This is a genomic window from Selenomonas sp. CM52 (genome assembly GCF_000292955.1).
GTDB lineage: Bacteria > Bacillota > Negativicutes > Selenomonadales > Selenomonadaceae > Selenomonas.
The window spans coordinates 26,485-44,846 of record NZ_ALNM01000009.1; the positions used below are offsets into that span (position 1 = coordinate 26,485).

The 18,362-nt window shown below is 56.7% G+C and carries 17 protein-coding genes and 2 tRNA genes; 11 read left to right on the forward strand and 8 right to left on the reverse strand.

The annotated features are described in order from the left end of the window. Nucleotides 1–123: 123 nt before the first annotated feature. From HMPREF1153_RS01135 to HMPREF1153_RS01145, 3 genes are all read right to left on the reverse strand, one after another. Entirely contained in the window at nt 124–1,884 is a 1,761-nt protein-coding gene (locus HMPREF1153_RS01135; RefSeq protein ID WP_009645129.1) for an NADH-dependent [FeFe] hydrogenase, group A6, read from the reverse strand. Further along, nucleotides 1,884–3,134 carry a complex I 51 kDa subunit family protein gene (locus tag HMPREF1153_RS01140; RefSeq protein ID WP_009645120.1) on the reverse strand — a complete coding sequence of 417 codons (1,251 nt, stop codon included), beginning with the start codon at nt 3,132–3,134 and terminating at the stop codon, nt 1,884–1,886. The genes HMPREF1153_RS01135 and HMPREF1153_RS01140 overlap by 1 nt, the downstream gene beginning before the upstream one ends. 126 nt (nt 3,135–3,260) lie before the next feature. Next, on the reverse strand, nt 3,261–3,752 hold the full coding sequence (locus HMPREF1153_RS01145) for an NADH-quinone oxidoreductase subunit NuoE family protein (RefSeq protein ID WP_009645110.1): 492 nt from the start codon (nt 3,750–3,752) through the stop codon (nt 3,261–3,263). A gap of 155 nt (nt 3,753–3,907) precedes the next feature. Between HMPREF1153_RS01145 and HMPREF1153_RS01150 the strand changes: the two genes are divergently transcribed. After that, the gene (locus tag HMPREF1153_RS01150; RefSeq protein WP_009645074.1) at nt 3,908–5,062 is read left to right on the forward strand and encodes a metallophosphoesterase; all 1,155 of its coding nucleotides are present in this window, start codon (nt 3,908–3,910) and stop codon (nt 5,060–5,062) included. 9 nt (nt 5,063–5,071) lie between these two features. After that, complete coding sequence (locus tag HMPREF1153_RS01155) at nt 5,072–6,076, forward strand: hypothetical protein (RefSeq protein WP_009645076.1); 1,005 nt, start codon at nt 5,072–5,074, stop codon at nt 6,074–6,076. Nucleotides 6,077–6,125: 49 nt separating this feature from the next. On the opposite strand, the gene HMPREF1153_RS01160 is transcribed toward HMPREF1153_RS01155, so the two are convergent. Genes HMPREF1153_RS01160 through HMPREF1153_RS01170 form a run of 3 tightly spaced genes read right to left on the reverse strand, consistent with a single transcriptional unit; the run spans nt 6,126 to nt 9,521 of the window. Then, nucleotides 6,126–6,929, reverse strand: a complete 804-nt coding sequence (locus HMPREF1153_RS01160; RefSeq protein ID WP_009645111.1) for a TPM domain-containing protein — start codon at nt 6,927–6,929, stop codon at nt 6,126–6,128. Nucleotides 6,930–6,941: 12 nt separating this feature from the next. After that, the gene (locus tag HMPREF1153_RS01165; RefSeq protein WP_009645079.1) at nt 6,942–8,054 is read right to left on the reverse strand and encodes a hypothetical protein; all 1,113 of its coding nucleotides are present in this window, start codon (nt 8,052–8,054) and stop codon (nt 6,942–6,944) included. Nucleotides 8,055–8,087: 33 nt separating this feature from the next. Then, the gene (locus HMPREF1153_RS01170) at nt 8,088–9,521 is read right to left on the reverse strand and encodes an SPFH domain-containing protein (protein WP_009645134.1); all 1,434 of its coding nucleotides are present in this window, start codon (nt 9,519–9,521) and stop codon (nt 8,088–8,090) included. A 245-nt stretch (nt 9,522–9,766) separates the two neighbouring features. On the opposite strand from HMPREF1153_RS01170, the gene HMPREF1153_RS01175 reads away from it, so the two are divergent. Continuing rightward, entirely contained in the window at nt 9,767–10,051 is a 285-nt protein-coding gene (locus HMPREF1153_RS01175; RefSeq protein ID WP_009645163.1) for a glutaredoxin domain-containing protein, read from the forward strand. A 121-nt stretch (nt 10,052–10,172) separates the two neighbouring features. On the opposite strand, the gene rpsT is transcribed toward HMPREF1153_RS01175, so the two are convergent. Then, nucleotides 10,173–10,436, reverse strand: coding sequence for a 30S ribosomal protein S20 (rpsT, locus tag HMPREF1153_RS01180; protein WP_009645094.1), 264 nt, complete (start codon nt 10,434–10,436; stop codon nt 10,173–10,175). 148 nt (nt 10,437–10,584) lie between these two features. Here rpsT and HMPREF1153_RS01185 point away from each other — a divergent pair, with 148 nt between their 5' ends. From HMPREF1153_RS01185 to HMPREF1153_RS01215, 7 genes are all read left to right on the forward strand, one after another. Then, nucleotides 10,585–11,040 carry an RpiB/LacA/LacB family sugar-phosphate isomerase gene (locus tag HMPREF1153_RS01185; RefSeq protein WP_009645127.1) on the forward strand — a complete coding sequence of 152 codons (456 nt, stop codon included), beginning with the start codon at nt 10,585–10,587 and terminating at the stop codon, nt 11,038–11,040. 111 nt (nt 11,041–11,151) lie between these two features. Next, nucleotides 11,152–11,227 (forward strand) — tRNA-Asn (locus tag HMPREF1153_RS01190). A gap of 5 nt (nt 11,228–11,232) precedes the next feature. Beyond that, nucleotides 11,233–11,307 (forward strand) — tRNA-Glu (locus tag HMPREF1153_RS01195). Nucleotides 11,308–11,549: 242 nt separating this feature from the next. Then, complete coding sequence (locus tag HMPREF1153_RS01200; protein WP_232208154.1) at nt 11,550–12,149, forward strand: hypothetical protein; 600 nt, start codon at nt 11,550–11,552, stop codon at nt 12,147–12,149. Nucleotides 12,150–12,347: 198 nt separating this feature from the next. Then, nucleotides 12,348–13,460 (forward strand): M48 family metallopeptidase, encoded by a 1,113-nt coding sequence (locus HMPREF1153_RS01205; RefSeq protein WP_009645100.1) that lies wholly within the window; start codon nt 12,348–12,350, stop codon nt 13,458–13,460. 9 nt (nt 13,461–13,469) lie between these two features. Continuing rightward, complete coding sequence (gene trpB / locus HMPREF1153_RS01210; RefSeq protein ID WP_009645073.1) at nt 13,470–14,693, forward strand: tryptophan synthase subunit beta; 1,224 nt, start codon at nt 13,470–13,472, stop codon at nt 14,691–14,693. A gap of 294 nt (nt 14,694–14,987) precedes the next feature. Further along, nucleotides 14,988–16,361 (forward strand): DUF389 domain-containing protein, encoded by a 1,374-nt coding sequence (locus HMPREF1153_RS01215; protein WP_037369406.1) that lies wholly within the window; start codon nt 14,988–14,990, stop codon nt 16,359–16,361. 152 nt (nt 16,362–16,513) lie between these two features. On the opposite strand, the gene HMPREF1153_RS01220 is transcribed toward HMPREF1153_RS01215, so the two are convergent. Then, nucleotides 16,514–17,050, reverse strand: a complete 537-nt coding sequence (locus HMPREF1153_RS01220) for an OstA-like protein (protein ID WP_009645158.1) — start codon at nt 17,048–17,050, stop codon at nt 16,514–16,516. Nucleotides 17,051–17,236: 186 nt separating this feature from the next. Between HMPREF1153_RS01220 and HMPREF1153_RS01225 the strand changes: the two genes are divergently transcribed. Next, nucleotides 17,237–18,244, forward strand: coding sequence for a deoxyguanosinetriphosphate triphosphohydrolase (locus HMPREF1153_RS01225; RefSeq protein WP_009645102.1), 1,008 nt, complete (start codon nt 17,237–17,239; stop codon nt 18,242–18,244). The last annotated feature ends 118 nt before the right edge of the window (nt 18,245–18,362 follow it).

Consider the following 18,362-nt stretch of genomic DNA (forward strand, 5'->3'; position numbering starts at 1 on the left):
CGTACTTCTATTTTGCCTTAAATCTTATTCAATAGCAAGGAAATATGATATTATTTCTAAAAAAAGGGGGCGCAAGCGCCCCCTCATCGTGTTCATGGCAGAAGATCTGCCGCGCTGTCTTCGTTATTTTCCTGCGCCCGTGAAGTCGTAGAGTTTCTCCGCCTTGTGAAAATGGGTGTGCAGCAGTTCGTGCGCTTTGCCTTCCAAGGGTGCGCCGAGGAATTCTTTGTAGATGTGCACAACTTCGGGATTTTCATGCGATTTTCTCACGGGGAGATTCTTGTCGATCTCGTAGAGAGCCTTCATGCGTTCGGCACGGCGTGCATTCGTCGTATTGAGCGGCTGTCCGCCGCCGCCTTGGCAGCCGCCGGGGCAGGCCATGACTTCGATGAAATCGTAGGGGCTTTTGCCGGCCTTGAGTTCATCCATGATGTGCTTGGCATTCTTGAGCGTGTGCGCGACGGCGACGCGCACCTTGCGCTCGCCGAGGTCGACGGTCGCTTCCTTGATGCCGTCCATGCCGCGCACGGCGAGAAAGTCGATGGAGGGGAGCGTCTTGCCCGTCGCCTTTTCGTAGACTGTGCGCAGCGCGGCTTCCATGACGCCGCCTGTCGTGCCGAAGATCGCGCCCGCGCCCGAGCATGTGCCGAGCGGGCTGTCGAAGTCCTCTTCGGGCAGATCGTGGAAGGTGATACCGATGTAGTGGATGAGTTTGGCAAGTTCGCGCGTCGTGATGACGATGTCGACGTCCTGATGGCCGTCCCTGCCCATCTCGGGACGCGCGGCTTCGAACTTCTTCGCCGTGCACGGCATGACGGAGACGGTCACGATGTCTTCGACGGGGATGCCCGACTGCTTCGGATAGTAGGTCTTGGCGACAGCGCCGAAGATCTGCATGGGCGACTTCGCTGTCGAGAGGTGGGGCAAGAGGTCGCTGTAGTGTTTTTCGACGTAGTTGACCCAGCCGGGGCTGCACGAGGTCATCATGGGAAGCGTACCGCCGTGTTCTAAGCGATGGATGAATTCATGCCCTTCTTCCATGATCGTGAGGTCGGCGCCGAAGTTCGTGTCGAAGACGCGGTCGAAGCCGAGGCGCTTCAAGGCGGCGACCATCTGTCCTGTGACGATGGCGCCGGGCGGCAGGTGGAATTCGTCGCCCAAGGAGACGCGCACGGCGGGCGCGACCTGCACGATGACGTGCTTCTTCGGGTCTTGCAGGGCGTCGAGGACGCGCTGCGTATCGTCTTTTTCCGTGATCGCTCCCGTCGGACAGACGAGGCTGCACTGGCCGCAGAGGATGCAGTCGGTCGCTTCGAGCGGGCTGTCGTAGGCGGTCGTGACGGTGATCTTGTCGCTTCGTCCAGCGAAATTCAAGGCTTCGATGCCCTGCACGTCCTTGCAGGCACGGATGCAGCGGCCGCATTTGATGCACTTCGTCGGGTCGCGAGCGATGCTCGGGTTGTTCGCCGCGTCCTCTTTGCTTTCGACGACGATGGGCAGTCCCGTATGGCCGATGTTGAAGCGACTGCAAAGCTCCTGCAGGTCACAGCGGTGGTTGCGCGGACAGTTCAGGCAGTCCTGGTTGTGGTTGGCGAGGATGAGCTGCAGGATGGCGATCTGCGTGTCGCGCACGATCTGCGTGTCCGTATGGACTTCCATGCCTTCCCAGACCTCGGTCGCGCACGCTGCCATGAGGCGGCGGCTGCCCGTGACCTCGATGGAGCAGATGCGGCAGCGAGCCTTGACGCGCTGATCGGGGTGGTAGCAGAGATGCGGGATATTGATGTGCACCTTGCGTGCGGCATCGATGATCTTCGTGCCCTTGGGGACTTCGACGGGGATGTTGTTGATTTTCAGGTGTACGAGTTCTCTTTCTTCTGCCATCAGTGTACGCCTCCGATCCGGAATGTTTCAGGGAAGAGCTTGAAGGCGGCGGAAAGGGCGTTTTCGGCGCTTTCGCCTAGGCCGCAGAGGGCGGACATGGGCATGATGCGCGCGATCATCTTCATGTTTTCGAGATCCTTTTCCGTCGCTGTTCCTTGCGCGAACTTTTCCAAGATGAGCTTGATGTGGAGGACGCCCTCGCGGCACGGCGTACACTGGCCGCAGCTCTCGTGCGAGAAGAACGCCTGCGTCATGCGCAGAAAGTCGAGGACGCTCGTGCGCTCGTCGACGACGAGAATCGCGCCCGAGCCTACGGTCACGCCGGCCGCCTTGAGGTCGTCGTAGGTGTAGGGGACGTCGAGGATGGATTCGTCGGCGATCTTGCCCGACGCGCCGCCGAACTGGATGAGGCGGATTCGTCGGCCGCCCTGGATGCCGCCCGCAAGGTCATAGATGATTTCGCGCACGGTCGTACCGAAGGGGATCTCAAAGACGGCAGGACGGTTGACGTTGCCGCCGACGGAGACGAGCTTCGTGCCGAGGGATTCGCCCGAGCCGTAGCTGATGTATTCCTTCTTGTCGTCGAGGAGGAGATGCGGCACGATGGAAAGGCTCTCGACGTTGTTGACACACGTCGGCAGTGCGAAGAGACCGCTCTGCTTGATGAAGGGCGGCTTCATGCGCGGCCGGCCCGCCTTGCCCTCGATGGAGCGGATGAGAGCCGTGCCCTCGCCGCAGACGTAAGCGCCCGCGCCTGAGCGGAGGTGGATGTGAAAGTCGAAGCCTTCCTTGCCGAGGATGTTCTTGCCGAGGAAGCCGCAGCGCTCCGCCTCTTCAATGGCGTTCTTGAGGCGCGAGCGAAGGTGCGCGTATTCTTCGCGCAGGTAGATGTAGCCATCCTGTGCGCGGATGCTCCAGGCGCCGATCGTCATGGCCTCAATGAGGTTGAAGGGGTCGTTCGTGATCAGTTCACGATCCTTGAAGGTGCATGGCTCGCCCTCGTCGGCGTTGCAGATGATGACTTTGTGCTCGCCCTTGACGGCGCGCGCCTGCGACCACTTGCGTCCCATGGGGTAGGCGGCGCCGCCGCGCCCCTTGATCTGGGCTTCGGAGAGAAGGGAGGCGATGTCCTCGCCGTCCATTGTCACGGCCTTTTTGAGGGCGTTGAAGCCGCCAATCGCCAGGTAGGATTCGATGGACATGGGATCGTAGCGGTGGAAGTTCTTTGTCATGAAAGAAACCTTGCTCATATAGTCTCCTTTCGTGTGGATGTCGTTTTGTTTCCGGTCCTTTTTGTGCGCCTCGCAGAGAAAAGGCGCGGCTGCAAGGGGTGGAGCGCTCTTGCAGCGCAGGTTCGGTGAAGATGTGCAGGCCGCTTACTGCAGCGTGTGCAAAAGTTCCTCGATCTTCTCGCGGCTGTCAAGATGCCCGTAGACTTCGCCGTTGACGCGCACGGCGGGCGCGATGTCACAAGCGCCGAAGCACGGCGTCTTTTCGAGCGTGAAGCGTCCGTCGTAGGTGACTTCGCCGATGTCGATGCCGAGGAGGCTCTTGAGCGCAGAGAAAAGCGTTTCGTTCTCGTTGATGCGACAGACGACAGAGTCGCACACTTGGATGGGGTATTTGGCGCGCGGCACAGGCGACAGGCTTGCGTAGAAGGTCAGACAGTCGTAGATCAGAGAGATCTTCAGCGGCAGTTTCTCCGCCACGTAGTAGGCGGCAGGCTCGGGCACATAGTGGCGCTCGAAGAGGTCCTGCACGTCGAGCAGGATGCCGACGATCTGCGTCGGGTCGTAGGAATGAGCCTCAAGCACGCGGTCGATCTTCTCGCGCGTCGCGAGTTCGAGACTCTTGGGGTCGGCGTTCATGGCAGCATCTCCTTTTCTTGGAAAATATGTTTTCTTTTATCATTATAGAGGAGAACGGAGATTCATTCAAGAGAAAGGGGTACATGAGTATGTTTCTCCGTCCGTTTGTGCTATAATGTCTGCGATATCATCTGTTTGACTTTCGGAGGTGCAGCTTGGTCTCCTTTCTCATCATTTTGATCACCGTTCTTGCAGTGTTCACCGTGGCGGCGCTTTGGGCGCTGCGCTATCTTCTCGCCGAGCGTGCGCTGTTTATTTGTCGCGTGCTGGTCGGCGTCGTGTTCACCGTCGCGTCGGCATCCTTCTTCTTGCGGCGCAATCCGCTCGCGGCGTTTCTTTCGGACGGTGCGACGATTTCTCTGGCTTCTGTCTTCTTCCTCTCTTTGATGTTCTTGTTTTTCTTTGTGTTGGCAGCCGTCGTCCTTCGTGCCGTCTATCGCAGGACGCTCGCCGTTCCCGAGGATGCGGGGCGGCGCAGGGTCTTGAAGGCGGCGGGCGCGTATCCTGCGGCGGCGCTCGGTGCGGCGCTCTACGGCAATCTCTACGAGCGGAATGCGACGGTTGAGCGTCGCTACGACATCCCCGTTGCGGCGCCGGCACTCGCGGGCTATACGGTCGCCCAGCTCAGCGACGTGCATCTCGGCATGTTTTTCTCGCTTGAGCGGCTGAAGAGCCTTTTGCAGCAGGTCGCCGACGCTGCTCCCGACGCACTCTTGCTGACGGGCGACATCTTCGATCATCCCGATTGGACGGTGGACGCCGTGCGCCTGATCGACGGCTTTGCCGCCGCCTTTCCTGACGGTATATGGTACTGCCACGGCAATCACGAGCATATACGCGGCATTGCGCTCGTAGAAGAAGCGCTGGCGACGTCGAAGATTCACTTTTTGAAAAATGAGGCGCAGTGCGTGAGGCAGGGAGCGCAGCCGCTCTACTTCGCGGGCGTCGACTACCCGATGTCGGAGTACAGGAAAAGGCTCGATGCCGAGGCATTCCAGCGCGAGAAGGCGATGTACGCGAAGGCGGCGCTCGAAACGATTCCAGAAAACGCCGTGACCGTGCTGCTCGCGCATCATCCCGAGTTCATCGATGATGGCGCTGAGTACGGCGCACGTCTCGTGCTCACGGGGCACACGCACGGCTCGCAGTTCGGCATCTTCGGCCTGCCGCTCTTCCCTGTGTTCAAGTACACGCGCGGCATCGTCGAGAAGGGGAAGACGACGGGCTACGTCCACTCAGGCAATGGCAGTTGGTTTCCGTACCGCCTCGGCTGCCCGCCCGAGATCGCGTACTTCGTCTTGCGCGCTTAGGAGGAAGCAATGAAAATACTCGTGACAATACCGCATTACTATGCACATGACCCACAAGGCATCTATGCTTCGAACGGCGACCCTGAGCGCAAGGCAGGGAATCTTCGTAAACTCATCGTTCATCTGAAAACCCTGTTTGAAAGTCCGCAGGCATATTGCCGCTACGATCTGCAGAATGCAGACGGCTCGCGCTTCACGGATGCCGATTTGCAGGCGGGCAGGCCGATTGCACGCTCTTTGGCAAACTACTATGCAGCGAACGAGGCGCTTCATACCAGGGTCGATATCGTGCTCTCGACGGCGGGCGAGCGTCATGTGCTCGATCGGCTTGGCTTGCCGCAGGGCATGTACGAACGAAGGGATTTTCCCGATGTCGATCCGAAGCTCCTGGGGTTCACCTGTCAGGATGTACTTAAGGAGAGACGCGGCGAATACGACTACTACTGCTACATGGAGGATGACCTCGTCGTGCACGATCCACTGTTCTTCCAAAAGCTCGCGTGGTTCGATGCGCTCTTCGGTGCGGAAGCCGTGCTTTTGCCGCATCGCTTCGAGTACAATGAGCAGTGTGTATTTCCCAAAGGGTATGTGGAGACAGACGGTTTTGAGGCGGGAAGCGAGCTTGTGGAGCGTCTTTCCTTCGCGCAGAAGTACATCGACTTTGCCGAGCGTCCCGTCTTGATGGCTTCCATGCCCGGTGGCAACGTGCGCTTCGTCAAGGCGCGCAATCCACATTCAGGCTGCTTCTTCCTGACGGCGGAGCAGTTCGAGCACTGGCTGAGCCGTCCTTACTTCGGCGAGCGTACGGGGGAGTTTTCCTCGACGTTTGAGAGTCCCGCGACGTGGGGGCTCATTCGCACCTTTGGCGTCTACAAGAGCGATTTTCCCATGGCGGCATTCTTTGAGATCGAGCATGCGGGTGCGCGCTTCCTGGGGCAGAGTCTTTCCAAGGAGCCGCAAAAGCGCATCAATGAGGAATCGTTTGCGCGGGAAGGCATCCATTTTTCGTTTTGATGCAGGAGTAAGACAAAGGAAAAGCCCGCTTTCGCGGGCTTTTTTTATGTCAATATTTCCCGCCACCACCGCCGTGGCTTTCATCGCGGCTCGAAGTGTCTTTTCCTTGCTTTTTGGGCTTTTCGTGCCGTGTGACGTTCATGTAGAGGAAGGAGTCGCGGTTTTCTGTCAGATGCAGTCCTTCGTGACTCAGATAGGCGTCGGCTTCCGTTGCCGAGGTGACGTTGCTCATCGAGGCGATGAGGCTGCTGCGCACGAGGTAGAATACACCGCCTGCGAGCACGACGGCGATGCCTAGGGCGATGAAGCTGAAACCTGCCTTGGGGTCGAAGGGTTTGCCTTCCTTTTCATAGTAGGTGAGCATTTCATCAGCTGCAGCGGCGTAGGCTTTGAATCCCGCCGCATAGTCGTCCTTCTTGAACGACGGCAGGACCTTGCCCGAAAGGTAGTCCGTACCGATGTCGTCGGTGATGCGGCTCTTCATCTTCTTGTCTGTCGCGAGATACCAGTCGCGCTCTTTCGGCGCGACAAGGAGAACGAGGGCGCCATTTTCCGTGCCTACTGCGAATTTGTCAGCGAATCTGTTCGCGACTGTGCCCGCTTTCTCCCCCTTGAGGTCTTTGACTGTGTAGACGACGATACGCGCTTTGTGTGCCGTTCCGATGTCGGCAAGCGTCTTTTCGAGTGAGGATTCGTCCGCATCGCTCAAGAGTCCCGCATCATCCATGACGCATGCGTCCGCCTGTGCGCGACTCTTTTCAGCCGCCTCGCTCAAGGCGGGGGCGGCGAGTGCGAGCAAAAGGATGAGGGAGAGGAGGACGGCGCTGAAGAAGTTTCTTTGTTCACGTTTCATGTGCAGCCCTCCTCATATTGTTCCCAAAAGGAATTTCGCGATGAAGTAGAGAATCGGCACGCTGATGAGTGAGGCGGCGAGGGGATAGAGCGTCGCCTTCCGCTTGTCGATGGGCAAGGAGCCGATGACCTTGCCTGTCTGTCCGTTCATCATGAAGGTGTAGGGCTTGCCCTCGTACTTCGTTGTGAGAATCCAGACGGGCACCATAGCGTAGCTGACGGTGCCGTCCTCTTTGATGATGCACGGCTCGCCATCGAGCGAGCAGCGGTCGTAGCCTTCGACGGTGCTTTCGAGGACGCCGAGGGCGCTTTCCGTCACGCGCTTGTCGGCGCGCGGCGCGGAGGCCTCGGCGTCGACGTCGTACTTCTCAGCGAGGAAGCCCGTGAAGTAGGCGGCCGAGAAGGGCACGAGTTCGCTGTAGTTGAATGGTTCGATGCTCTCCATGTAGGTATCGTCCATGCGTTCGCTGCCGTCGACGGGAATGCGCTCGAACTTCATCGAGCCTGTGCGCTCGCAGTCGTAGACGCTCGTTTCCGTGATGATCTCGTCCGCCGTCTCGTAGATGTTGTCCCTTTCCGCGCGGAAGGAGGCGCTTGCCATGATGGCAGAGTCGAAGAGCCAGAACGGCACGTACATCGCCTGGATTTCTTTGATGCGGTTGTTCGATTTGAAGGAGTCGGGCAAGAGGTAGCGCTTCTCGTAGAACTTTTTGAGGGCAGCGATGGCTTCGTCCTTCGTTTTCTTGAATGGGATGACGAAATCGGGGCGCAGCATGCCGGAGAATTGCTGCGGCAGCATGTTTGGGCTGCCGCAGTAAGCGCATTCCGTCGCCATCGTGTTGCCGTCAGAGACCAGCTCCGCGCCGCACGATGAGCATGTCTGCACCTTCATGGTGGCGGCGTCCTGCTCATCCCATTCGCCGCCTGCATTCTCTGTGTTCCAGCGCGAGTCGCGCGCTTCTGCGGCAAGACGCGCCTTTTCCTGCTCGCGCTCGAAGAGCGCTTCGACGGTCGCGATCTCAAGCTCCGTCGAGCAGTACTCGCAGGTCACATGGTCGTGACCGGGCAGGAGGGAGAGCGGTGCGCCGCAGTTGGGGCATTTGTAGCTTACCGATGTATCGGGCATTTGCTTCACCTCACTTACTCGTTGGAATATTGCTTACTGCAAGTCGTTCTCGTCGAAGGCGTCGCCGCACTCGGGGCAGAACTTCGGCGGATTCGTTGGATCTTTGGGCTGCCAGCCGCATTTGTCGCAGCGGTAGAGCGGTGCACCTGCGGGTTTCGGCTTGCCGCAGTTCGCGCAGAAGCGGCCCTGGTTTGTCGCGCCGCAGCTGCACTGCCAGCCGTCTGCTGCCGGCTGAGGCTTGCCGCAGTTCGCGCAGAACTTGCCCGTATTGCCCGACTGGCCGCAGCTGCAGTTCCAAGAGCCTGCAGGCGCGGGCTGTGGCTTGCCGCATCCCGCGCAGAACTTGCCCATGTTGCCTGTCTGACCGCACGAGCAGTTCCATCCGCCGGTGGCGGCTTGTTGCTGCGGCGGCTGCGGCGACTGCTGTGGCGCGAGCGGGTTGCCCTGCGGCGCTTGGCCGCCCGCAGGGCCGAAAGCACCCATGGCTCCGGCGCCGGCGTTTCCCGCCATGCCCATGCCCATGAAGCCGAAGGCGCCGCCCATGCCGGCTTCGTTGCCCGCTGCCGTGCGCATGGCATCCGCCGTCGCCGTCGCGAGGCGGCCGGCACGCAGGTTTGGGTCACTCATGATGGCGCTGTCCTGGATCTCCTTGATGCGCTTCTCGTCCTCTTCGTCCGCCTTGACGCTCGACACGCCGAAGGAAACGATCTCGATGCCGCGCTTTTTGCCCCAGTCCTCGGAAAGCTCTGCCGACAGCTCGTTCTTGATGTCGCGTGTGTAATTGATGAGCTGCGTGTAGCGGATTCCTTTGGCGGCGATGCGCCCGAAAGCGGGCTGCAGCGCCGTCAGAAGTTCACTCTTGAGCTGGGAGTCAATTTCGCTTTTCGTGTAGACGTCCTCGACGTTACCGCAGACGTTCGTGTAGAAGAGGATGGGGTTTGTGATGCGGTAGCTGTATTCGCCAAAGCAGCGGATGTTCACGTTCATCATGTACTGGCCGATCATCGTCTCGAACTGGATGGACTGCGGCGTGCCGTACTTGTTGCCCATGATCTCTTTCGTATTGAAGTAGTAGATGCGCTGGTCTTTCGGCGCATCGCCGCCGAAGGTGAAGCGCTTGCCAATGTTTTGGAATACCGCTTTGAGGTCGCTTGCGAGGTCGCCGCCGAAGATCGTCGGCTCGGTCGAGTTGTCGTAGGTGAATTCACCGGGCTGTGCGCAGACCTCGACGACCTTTCCCTGCTCTACGATGATCATGCACTGGCCTTCGTTGACGGCGATGATGGAGCCGTTCGAGATGATGTTCTCCTCGCCCGAGGTGTTGGAGCTGCGCCCGCGTGCGCTCGCACGCTTCTGCCCCTTGGCGACGAGCGAATCTTTGTCGAGGCTGTCGCAGTAGAAAAACTCTTTCCATTGATCGGACATGACGCCACCGGCGGCGCCCATAGCAGCTTGGATCAAACCCATGATGCATCTCCTCCTTCGTATGACTGTACAACTATACAAGTGTATCTATGAAACTAATTCTATTGTGTGAACAAGAAATCCTTGTGGAAAGGTCGGTTTTACTCTGGGTATTTTGGTGGAATTTTCTGATGTTTATTCTTTTTGCAAATGTAGAAGAAATGGATATAATATAGAAGAGACGACGTGTTTCGTCGTGGGATTTTTTGTCGGACGAAAAGACTCTTTAAGGGAAGGCGGTCATTCGATTGAAGAAGATTACGGTGCTCTACATGGAAGGTTGTCCGTATTGCCGCAACGCGGCGCGAGCGATGGACGAATTGGAAAAGGCGTATTCGGCCTACGAGGCGGTTCCCGTCGAATGGATCGAGGAAACTCGTGAGAAAGAGAGGGCGCTGCCTTTTGCCAAGGATTATTACTATGTACCTTCGATGTTCGTAGATGGTGTGAAGCTTTATGAGGCGAAGCCCGGCGAGAGCTATGAAGAGTGCAAGCGTTGTGTCGAGGCGGTCTTTCAGGCGGCTGTAGATTGATGAGTGGAAATGGGGCAGTGTTTTTTACGCAATGTTTCGGGCATAGAAAAATCCCATCTCCATAAGCAATGCGTTTTCGCGTTGCTTATGGAGATGGGATTCTATCGTGTCGCTGGTGAGTCTACGCCATGGCGTTGACCTTGCGGGCAAGGCGCGACTTCTTGCGGGCAGCGCAGTTCTTGTGGAACACATGGTTCGCTGCAGCCTGATCGATCGTCTTGCAGGCAGCCTTCAGGAAGGACTTCGCTTCATCAGCGTTTCCTGCCTCAACGGCGTCGAGTACATGGCGGGAAGCCGTACGAACGCGGGACTTCTCCGCAGCGTTCTTGGCGCGGCGCTTCTCATCCTTCTTGACGCTGCGGATGGATGCTTTGATGTTCGGCAAATGTTTCACCTCCCTTGAAGGAAATTATACTGTAGTATATTAGCATGGATGGGGGGAAAATGCAATATTTAATTTTGTGGCAGGGAAATTGGAAATAACTGCGAATGAATAAAAGGGACTCAATAGCCGGATCAAGGGAGGTACTTCGATGAAGAAAACAATCGTCATAGGCGCAGATCATGCGGGCTATCCCATGAAGCAGTTTTTGCTGCAGCAGTTGACGGAAGCGGGCTGCAGCGTCGAGGATGCGGGCACGTATGATGAAGCGTCCTGCAACACGCAGCCTTATGCGCAAAAGGTGGCGGAAGAGGTGGCGAAGGGCGAAGGGAAGCTTGGCATCCTCGTCTGCGGCACGGGTGCGGCGATGTGCATCATGGCGAACAAGGTCAAGGGAGCGCGTGCCGTCGTCGTGCACGACCTGTTTACGGCTCGTATGACGCGTACGCACAATGACGCTAACATCCTCTGCATGGGGCAGCGCGTCATAGCGAACCATATGGCCTGGGAGATAGCAAAGACGTGGCTCTCCTATGAGCCGCTTGGAGGCAAGTATGCTGAGCGGCGCGAAACCATCGCAAGGTATGAGGAAGAGCATATGAAATGACGAGGGTCTGTGCGCATTGCCGGAAAAAGTGGGAAGTTGTAAAAATAATGCTTGCGCCCCCTTTCATAATCGTGTATAATATCCCTTGCTGGTGCATGAGCACCGCATGATTCCTCGATAGCTCAGTAGGTAGAGCGCCTGACTGTTAATCAGGTTGTCGCAGGTTCGATCCCTGCTCGAGGAGCCATTCTCGGCGCGTTGGTCAAGTGGTTAAGACACCGCCCTTTCACGGCGGCTTCACGGGTTCGAATCCCGTACGCGTCACCATAAGGCAGAAGCAGCACCGTCCAGTCGGGCGGTGCTTTTTTGTGTGCTTCCTTGGATGATTGTTGAAAAAGATAGAGAAAAGCATGCGTTAATTTTAATGAAGAGGATGCTCGCCTTTTAGGAAGGATTTTTTCTTTCCGCGACGAAGTGTTTCAGCGAACAGAGAAGATTTGACATTTTTTGAGAGAAATTCGCGAGGAGGGTGAGGAACTGCTATGCTCGTCGGTAGTGTTGTTTGTTCTATGGCGTTTTATTGTCAGCGCTGCGGCAAGATTCATGTGCACGATGTGCCGTATTTTCTCGGCGTAAAGCGCTTCTCTCTTCGCTGTGCAGGCTGCGGGCACGAGCAGGCGCTGCTGGTGCGTGGGGACAAGGGCTGCTTTGAGGTCCATGTGCCGTGCGTCGCCTGCAATAAGGAGCATGTGATTGCCTGCAGTCTCGCGCAGCTCAGGCACATGGATCTTGAGAAGGTCTATTGCAGTCGAGATCGCTTCGAACTGGGCTACATCGGAAAGCGCCGTCGCATCGAGGAACTTTTGGCGTTCAATCAGGCAGAGTTTGACAGGCTTCATCCTGCTGACGGCGCAAATTTCATCGGCAAGCAGCAGCTTCTTCTTGAGGCGGTCAACCGTGTGCATGAGTTTGTCGCTGCGGGCGATGTCGTCTGCCCGTGCGGCAGTCATGATTTCATCGCACAGGTCGATGGCGCGTCCGTGTTCCTAGAGTGTAGGAATTGCGGCAGCAGCGCCGTGATTCCTGCTGAGAGCGCGGCCGATCTTCGCCGTCTCCTGTGCGGTTCATCGATCCGTTTCCTGGCGCCGACGGTGCACAACAAGCGCTAGAGAATCAGAGACCTCGCAGAGACGAAAGGTATGTTTGTGAAGATAGAGACTTGCGGTGCAATCTTTGCAAAAAGATGGTCGCAGGTCTTGTTTTTTTACCGAAAAAGGATTTTCATCGAATATCGTCGAAAAGGTGTTAAAGAGTAAACTATTGTTTATGGGTTTATGCGTAGCCGCTTCTTGATGAAAGCAAGGGAGATGATGAAAATGAATACTTGGAAAAAACGTGTGGCAGCCGGACTCGCAGCGGGCGTGCTCGCCTTCGGAGGAAGCTTCGCCCTGCAGCCTGCTCCTGTGGCGGATGCGGGTTGGGGCGATCTCATCGGTACGGTCATAGGCGGCTTCCAGGCAAAGGCTGAGGCGGAGAATCAAATCAAGGAACTCGACCAGACGGAGGAGGGGCGGCAGGCGCTTTTCGCCTCGTACCAAGAAGAGCTTGGCGTAGAAGAATATTCTCCGTGGGAGGGACTTTGCAGCCGTGCGATTGAACGCGTTTCGGCTGGTATCGCTAAGAGCGATCCTTCTGTCCGCGACAAGCCGTTTCTTTGGTTCATTAATCAGGACGACACCTTCAATGCCTTTTGTTCGCTCGGTCATGTGATGTCGATCAACCGCGGACTTTTCTATTATCTGCAGAATGAGGACGAAATTGCCGTCGTCTTGGGGCATGAGATGGGGCATGGAATGAAGAACCATGTGGCGGATGGTTGGCGCAAGAAGATCGACGTGGCGATCGGTGCGCAGGTTCTTGCCGATATGACGAATGCGTCGGCGGTTAGAAACGTCGTGCTCAATACGGTTGTCACGCAGATCAACCAGGTGTCGATCGGCCGTGCGCACGAATGGGAAGCAGACGGACTTGCACTCAAGTACATCACGGACGCGGGGTACAATCCCGGTGCTGCAGCCGCCGTCTGGCAGCGCTTCATGGAGCAGATGGGCGACAATCGGCAGAATTTCGTCAGCGAGATGTTCGATCCGTCCGATCATCCGACGAACAAGGAGCGCCGTGACAAGTACATGCAGAGCGTCAAGGAGTACAGCGGCGGTCATGTCGAGGTCAAGGACGGCGTCGTTTATGTCAAGGGCAAACAATTCGTCGTTCCCGCTGAGACCGACAATATGTCGAGCGCCGAGCGCGCCTACTTCGTGCAGGGAAACTTGGCGGCGGCATACCACAACGGGCATAACAAGGAGAGTGCCTATGCGGACGGAAACGTCGTCATGCTCGGCGCACAGCCGGTCATGACCTGCCTTAGAGGCGACGACTCCGCAGCGGTGCTCGCCGAGAAATTGAATCAGGTAAAGTGAGGAAGATGTATGGATTTCAAGCGTTATCTCAAGGAATATCCGAACAAGGAGGGGCGTTTCGGCAAGTTCGGCGGCGCCTACCTGCCAGAAGAACTCGTGCCTGCTTTTGCGGAAATCAACGAGGCGTATCTGACGATTTGCCATTCTTCGCAGTTCATCAATGAGCTGCGGCGCATACGCCGCGAGTTTCAAGGGCGGCCGACGCCCGTCTACCACTGCGAGCGCCTTTCGCGCAAGATCGGCAATTGCCAGATTTATTTGAAGCGTGAGGATTTGAACCACTCGGGTGCGCACAAGCTCAATCACTGCATGGGCGAGGGGCTTCTGGCGAAGTTCATGGGCAAGAAGCGCATCATTGCTGAGACGGGCGCGGGACAGCACGGCGTGGCGCTCGCGACGGCGGCGGCCTTCTTCGGGCTCGACTGCACGATCTACATGGGCGAGGTCGACATCAAGAAGCAGGCGCCGAATGTGGCGCGCATGAAGGTGCTCGGCGCGAAGGTCGTGCCCGTCTCGCGCGGTGCGAAGACGCTCAAGGAAGCTGTCGATGCGGCTTTTGAGGATTATCTGGCGAACTATAAGGAGACGATCTACTGCATCGGCTCTGCTGTCGGACCACATCCGTTCCCGATGATGGTGCGCGATTTCCAGACGGTCGTCGGCATCGAGGCGCGCGAACAGTTCAAGGAGATGATGGGGTTCCTGCCCGATGTCGTGACGGCATGTGTGGGCGGCGGCAGCAACGCTATCGGCATGTTCGTGCCGTTCCTCGACGATCCTGTGGAGATCGTCGGCGTCGAGCCTCTGGGGCTTGGCAAGAAGCTCGGCGATCATGCGGCGTCCATGTCGTATGGCGAAGAGGGCGTCATGCACGGCTTTGACAGTATCATGCTCAAGGACGCGGCGGGCGAGCCGGCTCCTGTGTATTCGGTAGCAAGCGGACTCGACTACCCATCCGTCGGCCCCGAGCACGCCTTTTTGCGCGAGATTGGGCGCGTCAAGTACGATACGGCGACGGACGAGGAGGCGATCGGCGCCTTCTTCAAACTTTCGCGCTACGAGGGAATCATCCCCGCGCTCGAAAGCTCTCATGCGGTCGCCTACGCCATGCGCCGCGCCAAGGAGATGGATACGGGCTCGATCCTCGTCAATCTCAGCGGCAGGGGCGACAAGGATCTCGACTACGTCATTGAGAAGTACGGTACGGGCGAGAAGTATCTGGAATTTGCTTGAACGCTTGGATGAAGGAACATTAAGAGGCCTTTGGGAATTACCCACAGGACTCGCATGCAAAAAGGAGCTGCTTTACGGCAGCTCCTTTTGCATGCGGGTCCTGTCTATGCTCTTATAGTATACTTCTTTCTATACACATGCTTTTCTGCTGGAAAAGTTAGATTGTACGACTTCTTACCGGGCTGACGGTTTTTGAGCTGGGAGGTTCGATATGATGGTGAAGGGCTCGAAAATATTCATGAAACATGGTATGCTTCTATATAATGAAAGTATCCCGATGCCCAGACGAAGGAGATGGTTTGTTTGGTTTGGAATAAGCTGAAAGATTTTTTTGATTTGCATGGCGACATCGCGTCGATACGGGAAATTACAGATCGGATCAACGCCGGCGTGCGATTTCGGGGGACGAATCTCTGTGTGCTGATATTGGCCATCTTTATCGCCTCCATCGGACTCAACATGGACAGCACGGCGGTCGTCATCGGCGCGATGCTGATCTCTCCGCTGATGGGGTCGATCTTGGGTATCGGCTATGGCCTTGCCCGGTATGACAGCACATATATCCGCTCTAGTGCAGGCAGTCTGTTGGCCCAAGTGCTCATTTCGGTTGCCACATCGGCACTTTATTTTTCCCTTACGCCCATAGCTACACCTTCGTCGGAACTGCTTGCACGGACATCACCGACCATCTGGGATGTTTTGATCGCTGTTTTCGGTGGACTGGCAGGCATCATCGGTATAACACGTAAAGAAGGTGGAAATGTCATCCCCGGCGTTGCGATTGCGACGGCTCTCATGCCTCCTCTCTGTACCGCAGGATACGGCATTGCTACGGGTGTGACTGCATATACCGTAGGTGCGTTATATCTTTTCTTCATCAATAGTTTCTTTATCTGTTTGACCGCATTCAGTGTCCTGAAAATCATTGACATTCCATCCAAGATCAAGCGGGACTCCGTGGAATTTTCAAGACAGAAACGCTACCTGCTGACATTTGCCATACTTGTCACATTGCCCAGTTGTTTCTTTGCGTATCAGAGCGTGCAGGAAAATCTGGAGAGCGAGCAGGCGAAGATTTATATCGAGGAGAATTTCAAAGTGCCGCCTCATCTGGCGATCTCCTATACCTTGGATAGTGAGAAGAAAATATTGACGGTATTTACGATTGCCGGAATATCGGAGGATGATTTGACGGTATTGACGGAGAAACTGCATGAAAAGGCATATCTCAAACCTTTCCGTCTGGAGGTTTTTTCTGCAGAAACGGTGGAAGAGCGGGAAAAGATGGAGGCGATGATCGATCAGAGACTCAGCGAGGTTGAAAAAAGAGCCATTCCTTCCGTACAGGAACAACAGACAGTGACCGCACTCAAATCTGCTCGAGAGGAAAGTGAAAAGCAGGGCACTTATATATTGGACTGGAATCGTGAGGCACGTATCGTGTTCCCGGAAATCTCCCGCATCGCCGTTGGGAGTGTGCGCGGCCCTGCTGCGACTGCAGATCCATCGGATTCTCTGAGTGAAATGCCGATTGCTTTTATATACTTGAAGGCCAATATGGACGAAGCGTTGCGTGCTCGTTTGACCGAATGGATTTCCACTAAGGCGCAGCGCCGTGTACAGGTGCAGTTCTTCCCCGAATCCACACAGGCAGAGGGAAAAACGTAACGATATTGCCGAGTCAATGTTCAACGAGTCGTTGGGCAGACGCCAAAAAAGCCCGCCCAGTCCCCGTGAGTAAGAGGAATGGGTGGGCTTCAGTTTGTGAAATCTCGTGTTCGTTTCGACGGTGCGGTGTGAAGAAGGTCGTGTACTGCAGCTTAGAGCAGCTCGTCCTTGGCGACGTCGTAGAAGGCGTGCTCCGCCTTGATCTCGCGCTTGCCTTGGCGAATCCTCACGTTGTCGTCGAACTGTGCGACCTGAGTGTCCCAGTTGAAGAGGCCGCTGTCCGACTGAATCGTGACCTTGGGGCGCTCAAGGAAGACGTTGCCTTCGACGACAGCCTCGTGCGTCTTGCCGATGACATGAGCCTTGTCGCCCGTGAGTTTCAAGCCGTCCTGTGAGACGCTGACATTGCCCTCGCACCAGACCTCGAAATCGGGGGAGTTGACGCCGCTCTGGGCATCGAAAGCGCCGTTTTTCAGGTACTTGAGCGCCGTCGCAAGGTCGACCTCGGCATGGTCGGCCTGGAAGGTGCAGCCGTTGGCAACGATGCGGATGTTGCCGTCGAAGACGCAGCGTCCCGAGGAGAAGTCGAGACGGTAGGAATCAAAGGAGAAGTTCGGTGCGGCAAGAGCCGTCGCGCTCAGGGTGAGCAGAACGAACATCATGAGAACCGAAACAAGGTTTTTTTTCATAAAGACGCTTCCTTTCATGGGCGGGAAAAGTATTTTCCATGCAGGTCCTTTTTCTATCATACAGCATGAAGGCGGGTTTTTCCAGCGAATTTTCCTTAAAGGCTAAGTTTCAGCAGGATAAAGCAGTGTTCTTGCCGTATTATTTCATCATATAATGGAGGAGAAGCAGGAAGAGGAGGCGGACAAATGACGATACGGGAAAAACGTGAGGCGTTGGAGTATGAAATACTTTCCCCCCTTGCGGCGAAGAGCAGGGAGAGCCGGCGGCGAGCACCGATCGTACCGTGCCCTTTCCGCACGGACTTTCAGCGCGACCGCGACCGCATCCTGCACTCGAAAGCGTTCCGGCGTCTGAAGCGCAAGACGCAGGTTTACATCGTCTCGGGTGATCACTACCGTACGCGCATGACGCACAGCTTGGAGGTGTCGCAGATCGCCCGCACGATCGCGCGAGGGCTTTGCCTCAACGAAGATCTGACGGAGGCGATCGCACTCGGTCACGATGTCGGTCATACGCCTTTTGGTCATGCGGGCGAGGCAGCGATGGCGGAGATCATCGGACACTTCGCGCACAACGAGCAGAGTCTGCGCGTCGTCGAGTATTTGGAGCGCGATGGCGCGGGTCTCAATCTGACCTTCGAGGTCAAGGACGGCATCGTCAACCACACGGGAAAGCACTTGCCGAAGACACTTGAAGGGCGCATTGTGCGCATTGCCGACCGCATCGCCTACCTTTGCCACGATTACGACGACAGTCTGCGCGCGGGTATGCTTGAGGCGGGCGATCTGCCGACGCTCGTTTACGCGAAGCTCGGGCATACGACGTCGGAGATGATCACGGGCATGGTCTCCGACCTCATTGTGCATTCAGAGAAGCGGGAGGACATTGCGCTCTCTCCTGCCATGCAGGAGATCATGGATGCTTTTCGGGCCTTCATGTTCGAGCATATCTACCATTCGGAGCGGCTGGCGCGTGAGAGGAAGCAGGCGGTATTCGTGCTGCGCGAGCTTTACGCGCACTACATGGAGAATTTCGAGGAACTGCCCGAGGAGTTTCGCCGCTATGAAACGCGCTGGGGCAGGCAGCAGACCGTCGTCGACTATGTGGCGGGACTCAGTGACAACTATGCCGTGCATACGTTCGCACGCATCTTCATGCCACCCGTCGGCTTTTCCGTGCCGGGCGATGCGTGATTTTCAGGACGGAACTTTTGTGGTTTTTGGTGCTTGTACCGCTGCAGCAGATTTCGGCAAAATTTTTTGGCGTAACGGAAAAAAAGAGGATATTTTCAATTTATAGGGAATATAAAAT

Coding starts and splice junctions, on each gene's coding strand:
- HMPREF1153_RS01135 (WP_009645129.1), bottom strand. CDS start 1,884: ATGGCAGAAGAAAGAGAACTCGTACACCTGAAAATCAACAACATCCCC.
- HMPREF1153_RS01140 (WP_009645120.1), bottom strand. CDS start 3,134: ATGAGCAAGGTTTCTTTCATGACAAAGAACTTCCACCGCTACGATCCC.
- HMPREF1153_RS01145 (WP_009645110.1), bottom strand. CDS start 3,752: ATGAACGCCGACCCCAAGAGTCTCGAACTCGCGACGCGCGAGAAGATC.
- HMPREF1153_RS01155 (WP_009645076.1), top strand. CDS start 5,072: ATGAAAATACTCGTGACAATACCGCATTACTATGCACATGACCCACAA.
- HMPREF1153_RS01160 (WP_009645111.1), bottom strand. CDS start 6,929: ATGAAACGTGAACAAAGAAACTTCTTCAGCGCCGTCCTCCTCTCCCTC.
- HMPREF1153_RS01165 (WP_009645079.1), bottom strand. CDS start 8,054: ATGCCCGATACATCGGTAAGCTACAAATGCCCCAACTGCGGCGCACCG.
- HMPREF1153_RS01170 (WP_009645134.1), bottom strand. CDS start 9,521: ATGGGTTTGATCCAAGCTGCTATGGGCGCCGCCGGTGGCGTCATGTCC.
- HMPREF1153_RS01185 (WP_009645127.1), top strand. CDS start 10,585: ATGAAGAAAACAATCGTCATAGGCGCAGATCATGCGGGCTATCCCATG.
- HMPREF1153_RS01200 (WP_232208154.1), top strand. CDS start 11,550: ATGGCGTTTTATTGTCAGCGCTGCGGCAAGATTCATGTGCACGATGTG.
- HMPREF1153_RS01205 (WP_009645100.1), top strand. CDS start 12,348: ATGATGAAAATGAATACTTGGAAAAAACGTGTGGCAGCCGGACTCGCA.
- trpB (WP_009645073.1), top strand. CDS start 13,470: ATGGATTTCAAGCGTTATCTCAAGGAATATCCGAACAAGGAGGGGCGT.
- HMPREF1153_RS01215 (WP_037369406.1), top strand. CDS start 14,988: ATGGTTTGTTTGGTTTGGAATAAGCTGAAAGATTTTTTTGATTTGCAT.
- HMPREF1153_RS01220 (WP_009645158.1), bottom strand. CDS start 17,050: ATGAAAAAAAACCTTGTTTCGGTTCTCATGATGTTCGTTCTGCTCACC.
- HMPREF1153_RS01225 (WP_009645102.1), top strand. CDS start 17,237: ATGACGATACGGGAAAAACGTGAGGCGTTGGAGTATGAAATACTTTCC.